19 protein-coding genes are annotated in these 19,295 nt (G+C 38.8%); 8 read left to right on the top strand and 11 right to left on the bottom strand.

Features of this window, described 5'->3' with window-relative positions:
- Positions 1–8 precede the first annotated feature (8 nt).
- The 3 genes from cobT to ACFINU_RS05615 form a co-directional block, all read right to left on the bottom strand.
- Entirely contained in the window at positions 9–1,904 is a 1,896-nt protein-coding gene (gene cobT / locus ACFINU_RS05605) for a cobaltochelatase subunit CobT (RefSeq protein WP_375618311.1), read from the bottom strand.
- A 14-nt stretch (positions 1,905–1,918) separates the two neighbouring features.
- Positions 1,919–2,899: a cobaltochelatase subunit CobS gene (gene cobS, locus ACFINU_RS05610; protein ID WP_375618310.1), complete on the bottom strand. Its 981-nt coding sequence runs from the start codon at positions 2,897–2,899 to the stop codon at positions 1,919–1,921.
- A 202-nt stretch (positions 2,900–3,101) separates the two neighbouring features.
- Positions 3,102–3,722 carry a J domain-containing protein gene (locus tag ACFINU_RS05615; RefSeq protein ID WP_375618309.1) on the bottom strand — a complete coding sequence of 207 codons (621 nt, stop codon included), beginning with the start codon at positions 3,720–3,722 and terminating at the stop codon, positions 3,102–3,104.
- A gap of 124 nt (positions 3,723–3,846) precedes the next feature.
- Between ACFINU_RS05615 and ACFINU_RS05620 the strand changes: the two genes are divergently transcribed.
- Positions 3,847–4,119 (top strand): BolA family protein, encoded by a 273-nt coding sequence (locus tag ACFINU_RS05620; RefSeq protein ID WP_375612716.1) that lies wholly within the window; start codon positions 3,847–3,849, stop codon positions 4,117–4,119.
- Between the two features lie 18 nt (positions 4,120–4,137).
- Here the strand turns inward: ACFINU_RS05620 and ACFINU_RS05625 are convergent, their stop codons facing one another.
- A complete protein-coding gene (locus ACFINU_RS05625; RefSeq protein WP_375618308.1) occupies positions 4,138–5,106 on the bottom strand; it encodes a tyrosine recombinase XerC in 969 nt (322 codons plus the stop codon).
- A 3-nt stretch (positions 5,107–5,109) separates the two neighbouring features.
- Complete coding sequence (locus ACFINU_RS05630; protein WP_375618307.1) at positions 5,110–5,931, bottom strand: SapC family protein; 822 nt, start codon at positions 5,929–5,931, stop codon at positions 5,110–5,112.
- Positions 5,932–6,062: 131 nt separating this feature from the next.
- Here ACFINU_RS05630 and rimM point away from each other — a divergent pair, with 131 nt between their 5' ends.
- The 7 genes from rimM to ACFINU_RS05665 all read left to right on the top strand — a co-directional run bounded on the left by rimM (position 6,063) and on the right by ACFINU_RS05665 (position 12,175).
- Complete coding sequence (gene rimM / locus ACFINU_RS05635) at positions 6,063–6,620, top strand: ribosome maturation factor RimM (RefSeq protein ID WP_375618306.1); 558 nt, start codon at positions 6,063–6,065, stop codon at positions 6,618–6,620.
- 284 nt (positions 6,621–6,904) lie between these two features.
- On the top strand, positions 6,905–7,603 hold the full coding sequence (gene trmD / locus ACFINU_RS05640) for a tRNA (guanosine(37)-N1)-methyltransferase TrmD (protein WP_273790059.1): 699 nt from the start codon (positions 6,905–6,907) through the stop codon (positions 7,601–7,603).
- A gap of 209 nt (positions 7,604–7,812) precedes the next feature.
- Positions 7,813–8,253 (top strand): 50S ribosomal protein L19, encoded by a 441-nt coding sequence (gene rplS / locus ACFINU_RS05645; protein WP_375618305.1) that lies wholly within the window; start codon positions 7,813–7,815, stop codon positions 8,251–8,253.
- 470 nt (positions 8,254–8,723) lie between these two features.
- Entirely contained in the window at positions 8,724–9,125 is a 402-nt protein-coding gene (gene sdhC / locus ACFINU_RS05650; protein ID WP_375606014.1) for a succinate dehydrogenase, cytochrome b556 subunit, read from the top strand.
- 18 nt (positions 9,126–9,143) lie between these two features.
- Complete coding sequence (gene sdhD / locus ACFINU_RS05655; RefSeq protein WP_375612246.1) at positions 9,144–9,530, top strand: succinate dehydrogenase, hydrophobic membrane anchor protein; 387 nt, start codon at positions 9,144–9,146, stop codon at positions 9,528–9,530.
- A 6-nt stretch (positions 9,531–9,536) separates the two neighbouring features.
- Entirely contained in the window at positions 9,537–11,381 is a 1,845-nt protein-coding gene (gene sdhA / locus ACFINU_RS05660) for a succinate dehydrogenase flavoprotein subunit (RefSeq protein WP_375618304.1), read from the top strand.
- Between the two features lie 14 nt (positions 11,382–11,395).
- A complete protein-coding gene (locus ACFINU_RS05665) occupies positions 11,396–12,175 on the top strand; it encodes a succinate dehydrogenase iron-sulfur subunit (RefSeq protein WP_005774220.1) in 780 nt (259 codons plus the stop codon).
- Between the two features lie 1,871 nt (positions 12,176–14,046).
- On the opposite strand, the gene ACFINU_RS05670 is transcribed toward ACFINU_RS05665, so the two are convergent.
- From ACFINU_RS05670 to ACFINU_RS05695, 6 genes are all read right to left on the bottom strand, one after another.
- Positions 14,047–14,223 carry a hypothetical protein gene (locus tag ACFINU_RS05670; RefSeq protein WP_375618303.1) on the bottom strand — a complete coding sequence of 59 codons (177 nt, stop codon included), beginning with the start codon at positions 14,221–14,223 and terminating at the stop codon, positions 14,047–14,049.
- Between the two features lie 1,265 nt (positions 14,224–15,488).
- Positions 15,489–16,550, bottom strand: coding sequence for a P-type DNA transfer ATPase VirB11 (gene virB11, locus ACFINU_RS05675; protein WP_375618302.1), 1,062 nt, complete (start codon positions 16,548–16,550; stop codon positions 15,489–15,491).
- Positions 16,525–17,682 carry a type IV secretion system protein VirB10 gene (virB10, locus tag ACFINU_RS05680; RefSeq protein WP_375618344.1) on the bottom strand — a complete coding sequence of 386 codons (1,158 nt, stop codon included), beginning with the start codon at positions 17,680–17,682 and terminating at the stop codon, positions 16,525–16,527. Before virB10 ends, virB11 begins: the two co-directional genes overlap by 26 nt.
- Entirely contained in the window at positions 17,682–18,488 is an 807-nt protein-coding gene (gene virB9, locus ACFINU_RS05685) for a P-type conjugative transfer protein VirB9 (RefSeq protein WP_375606008.1), read from the bottom strand. The genes virB10 and virB9 overlap by 1 nt, the downstream gene beginning before the upstream one ends.
- A 13-nt stretch (positions 18,489–18,501) precedes the next feature.
- Entirely contained in the window at positions 18,502–19,203 is a 702-nt protein-coding gene (locus tag ACFINU_RS05690; protein WP_375606007.1) for a virB8 family protein, read from the bottom strand.
- Positions 19,200–19,295 (bottom strand): TrwH protein (locus tag ACFINU_RS05695; RefSeq protein WP_375618343.1); only part of this gene is annotated, 96 nt, incomplete at its 5' end. The genes ACFINU_RS05695 and ACFINU_RS05690, both read right to left, overlap by 4 nt.

Here is a 19,295-nt window from a genome sequence, read left to right on the forward strand (position 1 = left end):
AGGCAGGTTTATTTCTTATGAATATGAGTTCTTTTATCACTAAAAAGTATTTCTAATTGTTTTGTTATGGCGTCGGCGAGTTCTTCAGCATTCATAATTGTTACAGCACGTTGATAATAACGTGTGACGTCATGACCAATTCCAATGGCAATGAGTTCGATAGGGGAGTGTGTTTGGATTTCTTGAATCACTGCGCGTAAGTGTTTTTCTAAATAATTGCTGGAGTTGACCGATAGTGTCGAATCGTCAACAGGAGCACCATCAGAAATGACCATGAGGATGCGACGTTGTTCACGCCGTGATAAAAGGCGTTGATGAGCCCAAATCAAAGCTTCTCCGTCGATATTTTCTTTTAATAATCCTTCTTGCATCATCAAACCTAAATTGCGTCGTGCGCGACGCCATGGGGTATCAGCACTTTTATAGATGATATGGCATAAATCATTGAGGCGTCCAGGATTATGGAGTTTGTTTTGGGTAAGCCATTGTTCGCGCGATTTGCCCCCTTTCCAAGTTTTGGTGGTAAAACCTAAAATTTCAACTTTGACACCACAACGTTCAAGAGTTTGTGCCAAAATATCAGCACAACTTGCAGCAACGCTAATGGGGCGTCCGCGCATTGAGCCAGAATTATCAATGAGGAGTGAAACAACTGTGTCCCGAAATTGGGTGTTGCTTTCCATTTTAAAAGAAAGGGGTTGCATGGGGTCAATAATTAGACGTGGAAGCCGTGTTGTATCAAGATATCCTTCTTCAAGGTCAAAGTTCCAGTTGCGATTTTGTTGCGCCATCAAGCGGCGCTGGAGACGGTTTGCTAAACGTCCAACGATGTTTTGCAGATGATTGATTTGCTTATCAAGATAACGGCGTAAGTGATCTAACTCGTTTTCAGAACAAAAATCTGTTGCTTCCAAAATTTCATCAAATTGACGGGTGAAGATTTTATAATTGCCAAGTCTTTGCATTTGTTCCGAATCAGAAAAAAGGTGTTTGGGTTTGCTCGGCTTTTCTTGCCAAGGTCCATTTTTTTGCTCGCCGTCAGCTTGATCATTGTTGTTTGATTGTGTCGCTTGTGTTTTTCCATCATCTTGCACATCACTTTCTTGTTCAGTGCTGGTTTGTTCTTCACTTTGAGCGTGTTTTTTGTTTTTACTCTCTTCTTCTCTTTGGTCTTGAGGTTCACACGCATTTTTTAATTTTTTATTGTTTTCACTGTTAGAAGCTTCAGCTTGTTGCACTGTCATTTTGAGTGTAACAAGCATTTGGCGAACAATCTGTGCAAAAGCTTGTTGGTTGTAAATATGATGTGGGAGTTCATTGAGTTGTGATGCTGCTTTTTGTTCGAGTTCTTGACGCCACAATTCTAAAACAGGACCCGCTTCTCTTGGAGCTGCGCGCTTTGTTATTTTTTCACGCAATAAAAGTGCAATCGCTTCTTGGATGGGGGCTTCACTTTGGTTGCTAATCTTATGATAATGGGCTCTTTTGTATTTATCGGCGAGCATGACATCAAGATTTTTTGCAAGTCCCTCCATGGCTAAAGTACCAATTGCTTCAATACGTGTTTGTTCGAGGGCATCAAAGATAGCACGTGCTTCTGATTCTGGTGGAGAAAATTGCATGTGAATGCGGTTGTCATGCCATGCTTTGCGCAGAGCCATGGAATCACCTAGTCCGCGGGTAATAGTGATGTCTTTATTCGTTGCGTATTGAGGTAATTCTGGTAAACGCGCGCAACTTTCGCTTAAAGATGGTCGGTTATGACTAAAGGAAACTTCAAGGTTGTTTGTGCCTGCAATTGCACGCATACAGGTGGAAAGTGCTTTTTTAAAAGCTTCAGCATTAAGAGTGTTGTTGGAAGAGTTCTTTGCCAGATTTTTGTTGTCGCCAATATCGGTAGCCATGAGTGACAGATTCCTTAAGGCGAAACACCATGAATGAGTGATTCGGGAAGCTCTTGTCCAAAGGCGCGTTGATAAAATTCTGCAACAGTGGCACGTTCGAGTTCATCACATTTATTGAGAAAGGTTAATCGGAAGGCAAAGCCGACATCTTGAAAAATTGTTGTATTTTCTGCCCAAGTAATGACGGTACGTGGACTCATGACAGTTGAAAGATCTCCATTGATAAAAGATTGGCGTACCATATCAGCAACATGAACCATTTGTGAAATTGTCTTTTTTCCCTCAGCCGTTTGAAAAGATTTGACCTTTGAACAAATGATATTAACCTCTTTATCATGGGGTAAATAATTGAGTATCGTAACAATAGACCAGCGGTCCATTTGAGCTTGATTGATCTGTTGGGTACCATGATAGAGACCGGTTGTATCACCAAGACCAATGGTGTTTGCCGTTGCAAAAAGACGAAATGCTGGATGGGGAGAGATGACACGGCTTTGATCAAGTAAGCTTAGTTTTCCAGAGGTTTCAAGAACGCGTTGGATAACAAACATAACATCGGGACGCCCCGCATCATATTCGTCGAAAACAAGAGCAATATTATTTTGATAAGCCCATGGCAAAATGCCCTCTTTAAATTCAGTGATTTGTAAGCCATCTTTTAAAACGATAGCATCTTTTCCTACAAGATCGATACGACTTACATGACTATCAAGATTAATGCGAAGACAAGGCCAGTTAAGACGTGCAGCAACTTGTTCAATATGCGTTGATTTCCCTGTACCGTGATAGCCAGAAACCATTACACGGCGGTTAAAGGTAAAACCTGCGAGAATCGCTAAAGTTGTTTGCTGATCAAAAAGATAATCAGGATCGATATCAGGAACATGGGGATTTTTTGTGCTAAAAGCAGGGACTTTCAGATCTGTTTCAATATGAAATAGATCGCGAGCACAAAGTGTAATATCGGGCAAATTTTCAACGGTAAGATTTGTCATTATGTTTCTGGAAGGGAGAGGACGCTATTTATTCATTAGAAACGATACAAGAGTTAAAGTATTTATGCAATGCTCTATAATGAGAGCCTTAGATATTGAAGAAAGATTTTTTTACGTATTCTATAATGTTTTGCAAAAAAAGTAACATTTTGCGCAAATAATGATGGTCTAAATGAAAATAGACTCATATAAGCGTATGTTTTCAGCACAAACCAGACTTTTTTAGCAAATTGTAAGCATGTAAAACATCACGAAAGCGCTCTTCTGAAGCACGATTACCACCATTGGAATCAGGATGGTGCTTTTTTACCAACTCTTTATATTTCATTTTGATGTCTTCTGCTGAAGCGTTTGCCTGTAGTCCCAGTGTATCAAAAGCTTTTGCTTCTAAGGGCTTTAATTTTCGTGAGAACTTATTGCTTGAATGCTGCCCAGTAAAAAGCGTGAAGGGATCGCGCATGCGATTTTGATAGGCAGCTGTTCCAGAGCGAATCTTTGCATAATTAGCGGCTGTTTTTTTCGATGTACCATTGCTCAGATCTGTAGGCCATGTCGGACGATGTCCTGTGAGAGCATCCTTTTGAAATTTTGCGATATCTTTATTGCTAAGACCAGAGAAGTAATTAAAATTTTTATTATAGGCGCGTACGTGTTCAATACAAAAATATAAATATTGTCCTTCGTGATTTCGACCTGCTGGTGCTTTATGGGACCCTGTTTTTTCACAACCTTCCCACTGACACTGTTGTGTTTCTGGCTCAGCTTTTTGTTTTTTATTTGAGCTTATGCGAATTGAATCGAATAATTTAGATGTTATTGTCATATTATTGGTTTATGCAAAATTGATTAATTTTACAAGAATTGACTTTTGAAAAATTTGTTTTCACACTTATTCTATTATGAAAAAGGTGTATTTTTGCACGTTCATTTTGTTTGAGGAATGAAAAATGTTTATAGAAACAATAATTCAGAGAAAGCTTCAGGATGCTTTTCATCCGCAAAAGCTTGAAGTGATTAACGAAAGTCATCTTCATGAGGGGCATCCTCATAATGAACATGCTTTTGATGGTAAAGGAGAAACACATTTTCGAGTGAAAATTTTATCTTCTTCTTTTTCTAATATGACACGCGTAGAAATACATCGAGCGATTTATAAAGTTTTACAAGAAGAGTTAGCTACTTGTGTTCATGCTTTGGCACTTGAGGTTGAAACACTCTAATTTTTTGATGAGACGTTTTTAGGAACGGGGATGGGCCTTTTGATAGATTTTTAACAAATGGTCTGTATCGACGTGGGTATAGATTTGTGTGGTGGAAAGACTAGCGTGCCCAAGAAGCTCTTGAATCGTGCGCAAATCTCCCCCCCGTGATAAAAGATGGGTGGCAAAAGAATGGCGCAGTGTATGAGGCGTTGCAGTTTCTGGTAAACCAAGGCTTGCTCGTAAGTTGCGTACAGTTTTCTGAATAATGGCGGGCTGTAGGGGACCGCCTCGCGCCCCGCGAAATATGGGTTGGTTATCCAATAAAGGATATGGGCAACATTTGAGATAATTTTGTACAGCTTCGTAAACAATTTTGATGAGAGGAACAAGGCGTGTTTTGCCGCCTTTTCCTGTTATAAATAAACTTGTTTTTTCAGGATCAGAAAATTGTTCTGGTGTGAGGCTTAAGGCTTCTGATATTCGCATTCCACAGCCATAGAGAAGCATGAGGACAGCCGCATTACGAGCGCTAATCCAAGGTTCATTTTCTAGCTGGTTTTCTTGTTTGACTATGTGAAGTGCTGATTTTATCGCTAAAGGTTTTGGGAGCAATTTGGGGTGTTTGGGGCTTCGGATAAGTTGAGCCGCCGGAACATTGACGATTCCTTCACGTGATAAGTATTTGAAAAAAGAACGGATGCCTGCTACTCCGCGGCTTAAAGAGCGCGCACTTACATTGTTTGTACGCCGATAAGCAAGATAAGCACGCAAGTCACTGATGCGTAAATGAGCAAGATCTGTAAGGGTTGGTGTATGATTTAAGTGCTGACAGAGAAAAGACAAAAATTGCCGCGTATCACGTTCATAGGCCTGCACTGTTTGTGCTGACATACGACGTGTTTGGGTAAGACACTCTAACCAATTTTTCCTTGCGTTTAAAATTGCATGGTCTGCTGGAATGAGAGGAATATTTTCATCTTTTCTCTTGTCGTTTTTGATGGGCATTATCTAGTTGAGAGTTTCTTTCTTTTTAGATTTTTCATCGTTAGAATGACCATTCTTGTTTTGGGGTTGCTCTTCACGATTGATAAGTTGCTTTTCACCTTTGAGAGAGAGTATTTTCACAAGATTGTGTGTTGACATCAAATGCGCAAAAATTAATCCTAAAAAGCCATTTTTATGAAGTTTGGCAAGTTGACTTGCTGATAATTTATTCAATTTTTCTTCATCAACAACCCAAAAATGTTCCAATTGCGCTGAGAGACCTTTATCGTTTTTCACATTGATGGATTTTTGGCTTAGAAGATCCATTTCTACAAGAGCATCAATAAACTCAGAGGTTTTCTCCATAGCGATTTTAAAACTTTCAAGAAAGCGAATACGTTCTTCCATAAAAGGAGAAATAGAGCCATCGGAATTAAAAAGTTCTGTTCCTGCAACTTCATTAAACATACCGGACTGTTGATCAAAGCACACAGAAAGTTCTTTTTCATTGCTAATTTGTGCCAAAACAAAAGGATAGCGACGGACAAAAGCAGGAACATAAGTATTGTTTTTCCAACTTTTATCAGAAGCGATATAGTCATTTTCGTCATTAGAAAGACCGACAAGAGCTGCAGATGTGTAGTGCCGTTTTTTTTGTTCATCTTCGGCGCACATAAATAAAATAGGATAGTCTAGTGCTGCTTGAAAATATTCAGTACTTGCTAAAGGAACCCAATGAGTATCCTTGGCAAAAGACATATCATTTGGAGGAGCAAATTTTAGATTTTTATGGGAAATTTTGTTGATTGGTGTGATATCTTTGTAAAATAGCATAATATTTGCCATAAGACTTTCTCCTTTATTAATTTGTTTTTGTTACCAAGAAAGGTCTTTTAGAAGATTGTCTCATATGGCAACAAGATTGAATAGAAAACTATAAGATTGAAGGGTTCATTTTTGAGAGATAATATTTTTGCATGAAGTATAATAAAGAAAAGCTTAAAAATAAAGTCTATCTTGCCATTATTGGTATGCCTCATGGTATAAAAGGAGATGTTTTTGTTAAAATTCTAAGTGCTGAGCCACAGCGTTTCAAGTTTTACAGCACTCTTTATGATGATATGGGGCGTTCTTATGAAATTGTAACTCTTCGCATACAAAAAAATAAGGCGATTGTACGTTTTAAAGGGGTAGAAAATCGTAATGCGGCTGAGTCTTTAAAAGGTATTCGCCTTTATGTGACGCGCGATCAATTAATTGATGATTTGATGGAGGATGAGTTTTATCAAGTCGATTTAATAGGCTTGTGTGTCCAAGATTGTGGAGGAAAAATCTTAGGTGAAGTGTGTGGTTTTTTTAATTTCGGGGCTGGTGATTTGCTTGAAATACGTTTGAATACAGGTAAAAGAGTTCTTATTCCCTTTAGTAAGGCGGCGGTACCAGAAATTTGTATGGATTCTGGTTTTCTTGTTGTTGATCCCATGGCCGCTGGTTTAATTGATGGGGGAGACAATGATAAAAAGGAAATAGCTTGAATCTAAAAATAAAGATGAAGGTAAAAAACAACAGATGAATTTCGTCAATAAAAAGTGGAATGTGTGAAAATATTAAAAATGCTCTTTTGAGCAGATATTGTAAGCACTTTATCTCGAAATAGTCCTGAATTTTTAGAGTCTTTTTTAGTGCAAGTATTTAGAAGGATCGTATTGAATATGGCGCAGATCAAGGAGACTCAAATTAACGCTATAGCGTTAAAGGTCTTGTTTGTGCTATTTTTGCTATTAAGAGTCTGTTTAAGAAAATAAGGATAAGAAATAAAATGAAGTTTCAGGCGCGCGTTTTAACCCTTTATCCTGAAATGTTTCCTGGTTTTTTAGGGTATTCTTTAGCAGGGCAAGCTTTAGAGCGTGGAATTTGGTCACTGGAGACGGTACAGATTAGGGATTTTGCTTTAGACAAACACCATAGCGTTGATGATAAACCTGCTGGTGGGGGAGCTGGTATGGTAATGCGGGCGGATGTATTGGCGGCTGCTCTTGATTGCTGTCCACAGGATTCGCCAAGATTGTTGATGAGTCCACGTGGGCGTCCTTTTGATCAAGCTTACGCGCATAGCTTGGCTCGTGATACAGGTGTGACGTTAGTTTGTGGACGTTTTGAAGGGGTTGATGAGCGAGTCATAGAGGCACGAGAATTAGAAGAAGTCTCTATTGGTGATTATATTCTTTCAGGGGGTGAAACAGCCGCATTGGTTATCTTAGATGCTATTATACGTCTTCTGCCTGGAGTGATGGGGAATGCAGCTTCTGCAAGGTGTGAAAGTTTTGAAAATGGCTTACTGGAACATCCGCAATATACACGCCCTTCTCTTTTCGAAGGGCGCGGTATTCCGCCTGTATTGCTCTCAGGTCATCACAAAGCGATCGCAGATTGGCGTCAAAGCCAAGCCGAATTGTTAACACGTCAACGTCGCCCTGATCTTTATGCGCGTTATGATAAAAATCATCAGAAAACTTGATTCATATGATAAGGTGGTGTATTGCATGGCTCTCTTTTTAGAGAGTTTTTTATAAAATGTTTTCTGTAGTTCCAAAATTAAAATGAAGGAATGGTGTATTCGCTCCTGTGTAAGACATAGCCTAAAGAGCTCCTTATTCTTAATAAAGGCTTTTTTGGTAAGAGTTGAGCGCTCTGACTGTTCGATAAAGAACATGAAGGATAAAAGAAATGAATATTATCGCACAGCTTGAAGCTGAACAATGTGCAAAAATTGAAGAAAAGCGCCAATTTCCAGCATTTCAGCCAGGAGATACAGTCCGTGTTATGGTGCGTGTGACGGAAGGTACGCGGACGCGTATTCAGGCTTATGAAGGTGTTTGTATTGCGCGTTCAGGCGGTGGGTTGAATGAGACCTTTACAGTACGCAAGATTTCTTATGGTGAAGGGGTGGAACGGGTATTTCCTGTTTATTCTCCTTTGATTGAAGGTGTTGAGCTGGTGCGCCGTGGTAAAGTGCGCCGTGCAAAACTCTATTATCTGCGTGGCTTGAGAGGTAAAGCTGCGCGTATCGCTGAAAAGAGAGATTATCGGAAAAAAGCTGAAAAGGTTGTTGAGAAAGTAGAAGCAGCAGCCGTAAGCACAGATGTTGAAAAGCAAGTTTCTGAGTAAAGATTATATCGGCTAAACTTTATGCAAAAGCGGCTTTTATGCCGCTTATTTGTGTCTTTCTTGATTCGTTTTGCCTTTTAAAAGGCTTGGAGGGGACATAAAAATGTTTAATCTATCAATTTTTCCTCTTTTTATTCTTAATCATGGGTGCAATTTAAGAGACCATTGCATATATCGTGGATATTCAAAAGGATAAGTTTATTCTGAAAAAATGTCTGTTTATATTTGGAAAAGATTTTAGACCTTTGACGTGAAGATAAAAATGTATTAGATTAAGGCGAGTTTTGCGGATCATATCCGGGGAGTAATCGGTTTTTTTATGCGTGACCTTTAATCCGTTATTTGAGACAACCGACCTGTAATATCGGTATCTTGAGATGCCAAACAAGTAAAAACGAGAGAGTATGTTTAGTCGTTTTGCGCGAACTTTCTCGTTCATTGCGGTTGCAAAAACCAGGTCAGGATATTTTATGATAGAGACAACTAGGATAAAAGAGCGCCCTCGTTCCCCTCATATAAGTATTTATCGTTGGACAATTACTATGGCCATGTCCATTGCACACCGCATTACGGGTATGGCACTTTATGTTGGAACGGTTTTTCTTGCTGTTTGGTTAATTGCTATTGCGTGTGGCGAGGAGACATTTAGAACAGTTTACGAAATTTATAGTTCTTGGTTTGGATTGTGTATTTTGTTTCTTTATACTTTGGCAGGGGTTCATCACATGGTTGGTGGTGTTCGCCACATTGTTTGGGATCTGAAGCCTTGCCTTTTGGCAAAAGAAAAAGCAACAGTCACTGCTTGGGCGACAGTTTTTATTTCTCTTATTGTTACTTTTGCGATTTGGATTATTGGATATACCGTTGTTTAGCTGGGGGTGAAAAGAGACATGAAAAAAGATTTTCGAACGGAACTTGGAAAAGTACGGGGGCGTGGCAGTGCTCATGAAGGAACAGAGCATTTTTGGCTAGAACGTTTGACGGGGTTTATCAATCTACCACTTTTGATATTTTTTATTGTTCTTATTCTTTCGCTTGTGGGCAAGGATTATAGTATTGTGCGTGCACGGCTTGCACATCCTATTGTTGCTATTTTGATGGGATTGATGACTTTTTCGGTCCTTTATCATATGAAACTTGGTATGCAGGTGGTGATTGAAGATTATATTCCACGTGAAGGTTTTCGGATATTCTTTTTGACGTTAAATATTTTATTTTGTTTTCTCATAGGTGGTATCATTATTTTTTCTCTTTTGAAAATTGCATTAGGGGGTTAAACAAGTATGGCGGGTACAGGATCATCTCTGGGCGCTAAAGCAGGTAACGCCCCTTATCGCACTGTAGATCATAAATTTGATGTTGTTGTTGTTGGGGCAGGTGGTGCAGGATTACGTGCGACACTGGGTATGGCAGAACAAGGATTAAAGACAGCTTGTATTACGAAGGTTTTTCCAACGCGCTCACATACGGTTGCAGCACAAGGGGGAATTGCTGCATCGCTTTCAAATATGGGACCTGACAATTGGCAGTGGCATTTATATGATACCGTGAAAGGTTCTGATTGGTTGGGCGATACCGATGCAATGGAATATTTGGTGCGTAATGCTCCTGCTGCTGTGTATGAATTAGAACATTATGGCGTTCCTTTTTCGCGAACGCAAGAAGGCAAAATTTATCAGCGTCCTTTTGGTGGACATACGACACAATTTGGTGAAGGTCCACCTGTTCAGCGTACTTGCGCAGCAGCTGACCGTACAGGCCATGCCATTTTGCATACGCTTTATGGACAAAGCTTAAAGCATAATGCGCAATTTTTTATTGAATATTTTGCACTCGATCTCATCATGACGGATGGGGTTTGTACGGGGGTTGTGGCATGGAATCTCGATGATGGTACAATACATCGTTTTTCTGCCAAAATGGTTGTTCTTGCAACCGGTGGTTATGGACGCGCTTATTTTTCTGCGACATCGGCGCATACCTGTACGGGTGATGGTGGTGGAATGATCGCACGTGCTGGATTGCCACTTCAGGATATGGAGTTTGTGCAATTCCATCCGACAGGGATTTACGGTTCTGGCTGCTTAATTACAGAAGGAGCTCGTGGTGAAGGAGGCTATTTAATCAATTCTGAAGGTGAACGCTTTATGGAGCGTTATGCACCTTCCTTTAAGGATTTGGCTTCACGTGACTTGGTTTCGCGTTGTATCACACTTGAAATTCGTGAAGGGCGTGGCGTTGGACCTAAGAAGGATCATATTCATTTGGTTCTCAATCATATTGATCCTGCAATCTTGCATGAGCGTTTACCAGGGATTTCAGAATCAGCACGGATTTTTGCAGGGGTGGATGTAACAAAAGAGCCTATCCCCATCTTGCCAACGGTTCATTATAATATGGGTGGGATTCCTACCAATTACTACGGGGAAGTTCTCAATCCAACGGCTGATTCGCCTGATCGTATTCAACCAGGGCTGATGGCGGTAGGAGAAGCAGGATGTGCTTCTGTTCATGGTGCTAATCGCTTGGGGTCAAATTCATTAATTGATCTTGTGGTGTTTGGTCGTGCTGCTGCCATTCGCGCGGGTGAAGTTATTGATCGGAATGCAGAAATTCCACCCATCAATGAAGAAGCTGTTGACGAAATTATAGCGCGTTTTGATCGTTTACGTTTTGCACAAGGGGCAATACCAACAGCTGTATTGCGTGAAAAAATGCAACGCACGATGCAAGAAGATGCAGCAGTCTTCCGTACAGAAGATTCTTTGAAACAGGGATGTCAACGGATGAATAAAATCTGGGGGGAATTGTCGGATCTCAAAGTCACAGATCGTTCTCTGATATGGAATTCTGATTTGGTTGAAACATTAGAGCTTGAAAATCTTATGGCGAATGCAATCATGACTGTTCATTCTGCCGAAGCACGTTCAGAAAGCCGTGGCGCTCACGCTCGTGAAGATTATCCAGAGCGTGATGATAAAAACTGGCGTAAACATACGATTTCACATTTGTCAAAAGAGGGTAAGGTGACATTATTATATCGACCTGTCCATGTGGACCCGTTAACATCTGAAGCTGATGGTGGGATCGATTTAAAGCGCATTGCACCTAAAAAACGGGTTTATTAAGGGGAGAATGAAATATGGTACAAATTAAGCTTCCCAAAAATTCTCAAGTAAAACCGGGAAAGGTTTGGCCTAAACCTGAAGGTGCTACAAAGCTGACGGAATTTCACGTGTATCGTTGGTCGCCTGATGATGAAGAAAATCCTCATTTAGATACTTATTATGTGGATCGTTCTGCTTGTGGTCCTATGATTCTTGATGGGCTTTTGTTTATTAAAAACCATATTGATCCAACTTTGACACTTCGTCGATCATGCCGTGAAGGCATCTGTGGTTCATGTGCGATGAATATTGATGGAACCAATACATTAGCTTGTACCAAAGGGATGGATGATGTAAAACATCCCATTAAGGTCTATCCGTTGCCTTCCATGCCGGTTGTTAAAGATTTGGTTCCTGATTTAAAGCGTTTTTATGCACAACACCGAGTCATTGAGCCTTGGTTGCAAACAGTTTCTCCTGAACCTGCAAAAGAATGGTTACAAAGTCACTCCGATCGCCAAAAAATCGATGGCCTTTATGAATGTATTTTGTGTGCGTGTTGTCAGACTTCATGTCCAAGTTATTGGTGGAACGGTGATCGTTATTTGGGCCCCGCTGTTTTGCTTCAAGCTTATCGCTGGATTGCGGATTCACGTGATGAGATGTGTGGTGAACGTCTTGATAATTTAGAAGATCCTTTCCGCCTTTATCGTTGCCATACGATTATGAATTGTGCGCAAACTTGTCCAAAGGGATTAAATCCAGCGAAAGCGATTGCTGAAATTAAAAAACTCATGGTTGAACGCCGCCTTTGAAAATTTACTGATTGATCAAAATAAAGCGCAAGGTGGGAAATTGTATCTCCTTTTAGCAATTAAATCTCTAAAAGAAGATCGGCTGCTTATGGGGGCGCAGTAGCTATCATCATTCTAAAAGTGAAGTAATCCCTAAAAATTTAAGCAATTCTTGCAATGGCTGAGCAGAAAGCTCATAGTTGAATATTATCTTTGAAAATTAACCGATTAATGAACAGTAAAAAGAAAAATAGAAAATTGTGCGTGTTTTTTGTGCCTCTTTGAGGCTTAATCTCTAAAAATTTATTGGCTTCTATGAGGCGGTTAGTATAGTTATTATTGCCTTTAAAAAGGCATTAGTCTTTCGAGTAAACTATACTTTAAATAGCGTTCTATGTAAAAACAATAAAATCAATATGCCATGTGTTTTTATTTTTATTAAATTCGCATCATAATTTATACTTTGACGCAGATTCAATTGATCATTTTTTATAAAAAAGATCACTCTGTATAAATATAGCACAAAAAATAAATGCTGATACAAATATTATAACGCATGTAAATTATTCATATGAAATACAAAGAAGTGATCATTATGACAGTTTGTCATTTTACGATACGTTTATTATAATATCGAAAACATTGCGAATATTCAGGGATTAGGAATTTTTGATAACATCATTTATATATTTAAAGGTCATATTTTTTATTTTAAAGATTGGATTGTTAATAGCATTAAAAAACAAAATTTATAGTTCTTAAAAAATGGAGAACGTAAAATCCCTATCTATTGTAGAGATAGATCATACAGTTCAGGGGGAAGTAATTTAAAATTATTGTAACGTCATAGATTTAAATTCATTAAAGAGCAGATAAGACGTTTGAAAAATAGCAAATTTATAGGTTTCTCTAAAAATTTAGAAAACGATAGTAAGAATTCTAAGAACACATGTTGCGAATGTGGAATAAGCGGTGTTTGTAGGTTCGTTTGAGTTGAATAAATTCAATAATCAAAGAAAATATGTTGTATTTTGACGAGTTTCGGAGGTTTTGATTTTATATGTTTTTATCTATAAAAAATAGAGATTTCTAGGTTTATATCTTATTTATTATGTTAGGGTATTTCATTGTTCTTGTATGTATGCCTAAGAAAGTTGTTTAAGCAGTAAAAGTGTTTTTTATTTTTCAGCATAAAAGATATTTCTTAACATGAAAAAGAGGTGTCCAAGTATTAACGGTATAATCAGTCATTGTTTTGGTATTTATTCTGTTGTGCCATAAAACACTATCGTATTTAGGATGTGGTAATTAGAGTGGTTAGAAGGTGAAATCTGCTAGGCGAGGGGGCGGATTGTTTGCAGATTAGTTTGCGTGTTAAGAGGCTTCGTCCTTTGAGGTGTGATAGGTGGAGTCTGTTAGCCAATTACGTAAATGAGAGCGAAATCTACGTGGACAGGTTTTTAGTCTAATCTCTCTTATATATTGTGATAGGAAATTCACATTAATAAGGACTACGACCGGTTACAGAAAACAGAAATCATTGCGAAAAAACAAGCGTGCTTATTTTAAAATTTTTAATATTTGTGATCATAATGGCATGCGAAATCTCCTGTAGTATCACGCAGACCGTTCGTATTCTCGAGCCAAGAATTGTTCATATATCCTCTTCAATCTGATCTTCACGAATTGATGCAAGAGATGGGTACGAACACCTGTAAGAATAAGCAGATGCAAAGCCAGTTGTATCATTATTGTTGCTTTGCAGAGTGTTTGATAAAAATCTGAAACATTTCTCCAATTCATTGCCGGTTTATTAATGACTTTATGGCGTTGTTTTTCTAAAAGAGCTTTTGCTGTTGCAGCTTTCACTTATCAGATGGGAGTTAAGAGTATTATGTATCTCTGTTGGCGTAATCTTTGAAAGTCGCTATACAGCCTCCTAATTTGAGGAGAATATGAAGCTGTAAAGGTGCAAACCAGTTTCCATTTTTAGCATCATTTTTAAATTCTGCTTTACGACTTTTAAAAGCATCTAGAGTAATGTCTTTTAAATAATAGAGATTACGCATTGCTTCACGCTTTTCTTTCTCTCGTTCTTTAATAAGATCAAAACCCTTATGTAAAACAGAACGCCCCGAACCAAATACACTTTGCTTGTCAATTTACACGCTTGTTTTTAAGAAACCTTTCTTTAAGGTGCCTAAGCTTATTTCACTACAGAGCTCGTGGATGGTATAATGGTAAAGCTCCGATGAATAATATAAAATTTATAGAGCATCTCCATTTTTACACTTCATAAAAGAGCAAGTTGGGCGCCATTAGACACTTTGCAAACTCCCAATATTGTGACAATTTTGGGCATTTTGGATGGTTTATAAAAGGCATTTTTAGTGCTTTTTGTACAGTTTCATTCTATACGGCTTTATTTACTTATAATGTGCAAGAGACATGGTTTTGGTTAATAAACAGCTTTGAAATGAGAGAATCCTACGGTATTAAGATCTTTTATCCAACACGTAAAATAATGAACACTCTTTATAAGACAATGTGATGCATCTTAAGAAGAGTGATTGTAGATCTGTGCTTTTAGGAATTTTTGCTTTTTGAGGTGCAGAGAAGAGAGCAGGAATATTCAGAGTAGAGCTTACCTTATATAATCTATGGATATCGTCTTTAGGAGAGGGACATAAGCCACGTGATATGGTTAGCAAAGCTTGCTTAAGAGAAATTTGGTTGTTTACGAACAACTGGAGGTTAAGAATCTTTCTTCGTCCGAAGAAGACGTTGATATGCCACTATACTTTTTATTACCAAATAGAATGTGGTTTATGGATGCTAAATTGAAATGATAATTTATTTCGTATGAGGTTTTCCGTATTTGGAGATTGTTTGGTTAAAAAACACATTTATTAATCACTTGAAGATAGCACTTAGAATTTTTAAACGATAAGTTTTGGTCTTGATGACGATAATTGTTTGTGATGATCGAAAGTATCTATTTTACGAAGCTTTCATTGATAGGCGAATCAAAATTTATTCTTTTCTTTTGTTTAAATATTTATTTTGCAGCTATTTTTTCTTTTTTGCATCAAAGATACTTTTTCAAAAGGTAAATGGAAAGAATGATCAAAGGCAAGAGAATAGAGAGAGCCTTATGTATAATTTGGTTTTCTCGTAGAGTTGTTGTCTATTAACTTTTTTCTTTTTTTCTTCATGAAGAGTGTAGAAAATCCATTGGAGAAGCAAAGAGAATAGGAAAAGTTAAATAAATAGCCGTAACAATTAGTTACGGCTATTTTTGTTTGCTTCATATTACCGAGAGAGGAAGCTCCCCTTAAGCGATTTTTGATTTAGCAAAAATCGGGTCGTAAAAGACTTCAGAGAGTTTTCTATCTTTAAAGAACAACACTACGTCAACTGTTGTATAGAGAACGATTTTTATCATTTCTAACTCGAGTTGCCGGCCAATTTCTGATCTTTTAATCAAGGTGGCACATCGCTCAAATGTCTGCAAAGCGCTGTTGGCATGCGTTGTTGTAATCGATCCGGGATGACCAGTGTTGAGCGAATTGAGATATTCCCATGCTTCATTGCCTCGCAATTCAGCGAGAAAAATTCTGTCAGGCGACTGACGCATACACGCATCTAGGCATTCTTCAGCTGAAACACGGCCTACATTGTTACCATAAATCATATGTACATGATTGGGATGATTTGGTAGAAAAAGCTCATGAACATCTTCAATTGTGATAATACGCTCCTCTACAGGGACCTTTTCAATTAAAGAGCGAGCAAATGTTGTTTTACCAGATCCTGTTTTGCCTGCAATAATAATGTTGCGTTTGTGAAGGACACATTCTTCCAAAAATTCAAGAATTTTTCCCTCACGTTTACTTTGTAAGAGTTGAACTTCAAATGGTTCCAACCGTGTGAAGTCCTGCCTCGATAACAAGTTATTGGCTTCTTTTGCTGAAGGCTTATTAAAACTTACATCAGAAAAATCGTCAAAAGCCCCTTCTTCTTTGAGTTCTTCTAACGTTTTAACTATGAGAGAATGTTTACGAATTACAAAGGAAAGAGCACCATCAACAACAGCTGGTGTTTGTATAATTGTACCACGTTGTCCTCCAGGCAAGAGCACATAATTAATACTTCTGGGAGCCATACCATTATAAACGATAATAGCTGTAATAAGCGTTTGCAAAAAAGTGGTTGTTAACTCTGGTACGCTATGTACTTGCCAACCCTTAAAGCTTTTCGTCCATACTTCACAGGGGCGGCAAATCGATAATTCAGTGATCGTGGGATCTTCTAAAAAACAATCAAGCGGTTGCAGAAGCTGAAAAACTGCTTGATCTTTTTGTATCGGGTTAACGTGTGACGAGACTGTAGACATCGCTGAAATCCAGATCACGAGCAACAAAAATATTTACTCGTTCGCCTTGGTTTTTGTAAAGTGTTGGTGTGATATTGATGGAATTCTGAAGAACATCGATTGCTATAGATTCAGCATTCTGAGCTCCTTTATTTTGTGAGTTATCTTTATTTTCTTTGCTGCTTTTACCAACTTTTCCTCTTACCCATTCTCCTAAATCACCGATAATGCTTACCATAATTGCACTACCAAATCGTTCCCAAAAATGTCTGTCAACCCAGCCACCAATACCCGCTTCACCCAGAGGACCTGTGCCTGGTGAGTCAAGATTGACAACAACACCAGAAGGCGTTTCAATGCGTAACCATTGCACAAACACGCGCGTTTGTCCTTGTTGTATGCCACTTTGGTAAAAACCAACGACTTTAGAACCACGGTCAAGCAAAACAACACGTCCACTCGTGGAATAAATATCGCGTGTTAAATGACACGTCGTCATTCCGGGTTGTGATGTAATGATTTTTGTTTCTAACGTACAATCTATTTGCGTTCCTTGTGTAATCAAAAAGTCACGGTTACGAAGTTGCATCGCATGTGATTGACCTAAACGCACGGGCTGAAGGTTATCAAATAATACGCCATTACCTCTATCATTATTCGATGCTTTATTATTTGTATCTGTAGATCCTTCGCTACCACCGTTGTTAAGGCTAGAACTGAGCATACGCTTGCGTGCTAATTCTTCAGAATCTTGGAGCATATGTGGAGGAATGGCTGTTTGAAGAAGTTTACTCAAGGCCGGTGGAATATCCAAGTTTGAATCTTCTATTTGTGTTGATTTTTCTGCTTCTTCTACAATCTTTGGCTCTTCTATAATCCGAGGGACATAGTTTGGTATAATTTGCTGTACTATTTGTTGTGGTTTTTCTTCCTCAACCTCCACGGTATTACGCATTTTAAAAGCTTTCCAAGTCAAGGCAATCGGTATCGCTACTATGACAATAAGTCCTACCATTAACAATGCACGGGTACCTGGAATTGTCGGACGACGTTCAGAACCTAGTTCCGACCCTCCATAGGCACCTTCAATATGTTTTTGCTCGACGTTGTCCAGTTTTGTACCTTTTCCCTCTCCTTCCTTATTGTCAAACATCATTTTCCTCCTTTATTGATACGATAAACCACCGAAGATACTGTCCCTGTTGTGTTTGGTACGCCATTGGGGTCATAGGCTTCATTAAAAACAGCTAGAGCGCGTTTACCAAGCCGTATGAGCCATTTAGGATTGACCTTATGAACGGCGATAATATCATTAGAACTGCCGATAACGGTGCGTGGTATTAAACTTTCATTGCCTTCAGCATCTACGACATAAATCGATGGCATATCCATGTTAGCGGGAAATTTGAAGTAAGTAATACGCCCATTGTCCCAAGCATTTATCGGAGCAATATCTTGGTGACCGCTCATGGTATAACTGAGATTATAGCCGTTGACGCTTTGGTGAAAACCACGTTCAATCGCAAGGCGTCGATTGTTTTCTTCTGACTTTTCATCGTTTGAATCGGGATAATGGAAAGCCAATTCATATGTTGATCCCGCACGGTCATTCCGAAATTGTAGTCGGAATTTATAACTCCGTTTGTCGGTTACAACGATGAGATTGGTATTGGCAAGTTCTGCTTTTGGTTTAATAAAAATATGCCGCCCTTTATGAGCAAAGGCATAGGCTTCAGAATCGCCAAAGGCATGAGTTATGTACTGTTCACCTTCTTCAAGAATAATATGTGTTGCCACACCAAGAACTGTTTCAATTTGAACCACATCGGCTTCGTTATATGTTATATAGCGAATGCGGTGATCATATTGTGAATTTGATGGACTTTTGAGCGCCTGCACAGGTACCGTATAAAGAGAAGAAAACGAAGACAATAGAACAACGAACGCAAGTTTTTTCATAACAATCAATTCCTTAATCATTCAACAGTATTTCTGGGTCAGAACGGTAACTTGTTACTTGAAAACCAAGGGGGTTAAGCAATCGATCAGATGATTTCATGGGTGCACCAACATAGGTGTAACCAATTGTTGCAATTTGGTGCTGTTTTGGTCCAGTAGCAGCACCGTTGCTGTCAAGTTGCTGAGTCGTAAAACGTACAGTTGCTTGACCGAGTCCATTAGGCTGGATTGATCGTACTTTAACTGTGATACGTGCTTTGTTGGAAAGCACTTTGTCCCGTGCATTTTCTCCATCATAGATTTTATAATATTCTTGTTGAACAGATGCCGCACTTAAAAGTGCTGTTGTGTCATAGTTCAGTTGAATAGTATCGTAGTCGTAAGTTTCGCGGTTAAGCACATATTGATTTAGCCAATATCTATCTACAACTTCACCATAGCTTTCTTCGTGTTCACGCATGATTGAGATAACATCAACTGCACCCGTCGTATTATCAACGCGCAATACTAAGGGAGTTGGAGCTGGTTGAGAAAATCCAACAACTCCACATATCATACCGAATAAGCCAAAAAGACCCACAGTACTCGCAACACGCCATGCCGTTCTGCGCGACCTTATAAATTCATTGATAAGATCACGTTCTAAGCCACGGCTTTCTTCATAATAACTTCTAAGTTGTTCGGCTTTCACTGGTTTTGCTTGTTTTGTTTTCATCTGTCTCCTCGCTTAATTTCGGCAGGGATTGTTTTATTAATAGGCACACGGTTCCTATCATTGGGCTGTTTTAGCTTTGGTGCTAATGCACA

The organism is Bartonella sp. AC130YNZD (genome assembly GCF_042196865.1).
Classification (GTDB): Bacteria; Pseudomonadota; Alphaproteobacteria; order Rhizobiales; family Rhizobiaceae; genus Bartonella.

Excerpts from the sequence above, each read along its gene's own strand:
- cobT (WP_375618311.1), bottom strand. The coding sequence starts at position 1,904 with ATGGCTACCGATATTGGCGACAACAAAAATCTGGCAAAGAACTCTTCC.
- cobS (WP_375618310.1), bottom strand. The coding sequence starts at position 2,899 with ATGACAAATCTTACCGTTGAAAATTTGCCCGATATTACACTTTGTGCT.
- ACFINU_RS05615 (WP_375618309.1), bottom strand. The coding sequence starts at position 3,722 with ATGACAATAACATCTAAATTATTCGATTCAATTCGCATAAGCTCAAAT.
- ACFINU_RS05620 (WP_375612716.1), top strand. The coding sequence starts at position 3,847 with ATGTTTATAGAAACAATAATTCAGAGAAAGCTTCAGGATGCTTTTCAT.
- ACFINU_RS05625 (WP_375618308.1), bottom strand. The coding sequence starts at position 5,106 with ATGCCCATCAAAAACGACAAGAGAAAAGATGAAAATATTCCTCTCATT.
- ACFINU_RS05630 (WP_375618307.1), bottom strand. The coding sequence starts at position 5,931 with ATGGCAAATATTATGCTATTTTACAAAGATATCACACCAATCAACAAA.
- rimM (WP_375618306.1), top strand. The coding sequence starts at position 6,063 with ATGAAGTATAATAAAGAAAAGCTTAAAAATAAAGTCTATCTTGCCATT.
- trmD (WP_273790059.1), top strand. The coding sequence starts at position 6,905 with ATGAAGTTTCAGGCGCGCGTTTTAACCCTTTATCCTGAAATGTTTCCT.
- rplS (WP_375618305.1), top strand. The coding sequence starts at position 7,813 with ATGAATATTATCGCACAGCTTGAAGCTGAACAATGTGCAAAAATTGAA.
- sdhC (WP_375606014.1), top strand. The coding sequence starts at position 8,724 with ATGATAGAGACAACTAGGATAAAAGAGCGCCCTCGTTCCCCTCATATA.
- sdhD (WP_375612246.1), top strand. The coding sequence starts at position 9,144 with ATGAAAAAAGATTTTCGAACGGAACTTGGAAAAGTACGGGGGCGTGGC.
- sdhA (WP_375618304.1), top strand. The coding sequence starts at position 9,537 with ATGGCGGGTACAGGATCATCTCTGGGCGCTAAAGCAGGTAACGCCCCT.
- ACFINU_RS05665 (WP_005774220.1), top strand. The coding sequence starts at position 11,396 with ATGGTACAAATTAAGCTTCCCAAAAATTCTCAAGTAAAACCGGGAAAG.
- ACFINU_RS05670 (WP_375618303.1), bottom strand. The coding sequence starts at position 14,223 with ATGCGTAATCTCTATTATTTAAAAGACATTACTCTAGATGCTTTTAAA.
- virB11 (WP_375618302.1), bottom strand. The coding sequence starts at position 16,550 with ATGTCTACAGTCTCGTCACACGTTAACCCGATACAAAAAGATCAAGCA.
- virB10 (WP_375618344.1), bottom strand. The coding sequence starts at position 17,682 with ATGTTTGACAATAAGGAAGGAGAGGGAAAAGGTACAAAACTGGACAAC.
- virB9 (WP_375606008.1), bottom strand. The coding sequence starts at position 18,488 with ATGAAAAAACTTGCGTTCGTTGTTCTATTGTCTTCGTTTTCTTCTCTT.
- ACFINU_RS05690 (WP_375606007.1), bottom strand. The coding sequence starts at position 19,203 with ATGAAAACAAAACAAGCAAAACCAGTGAAAGCCGAACAACTTAGAAGT.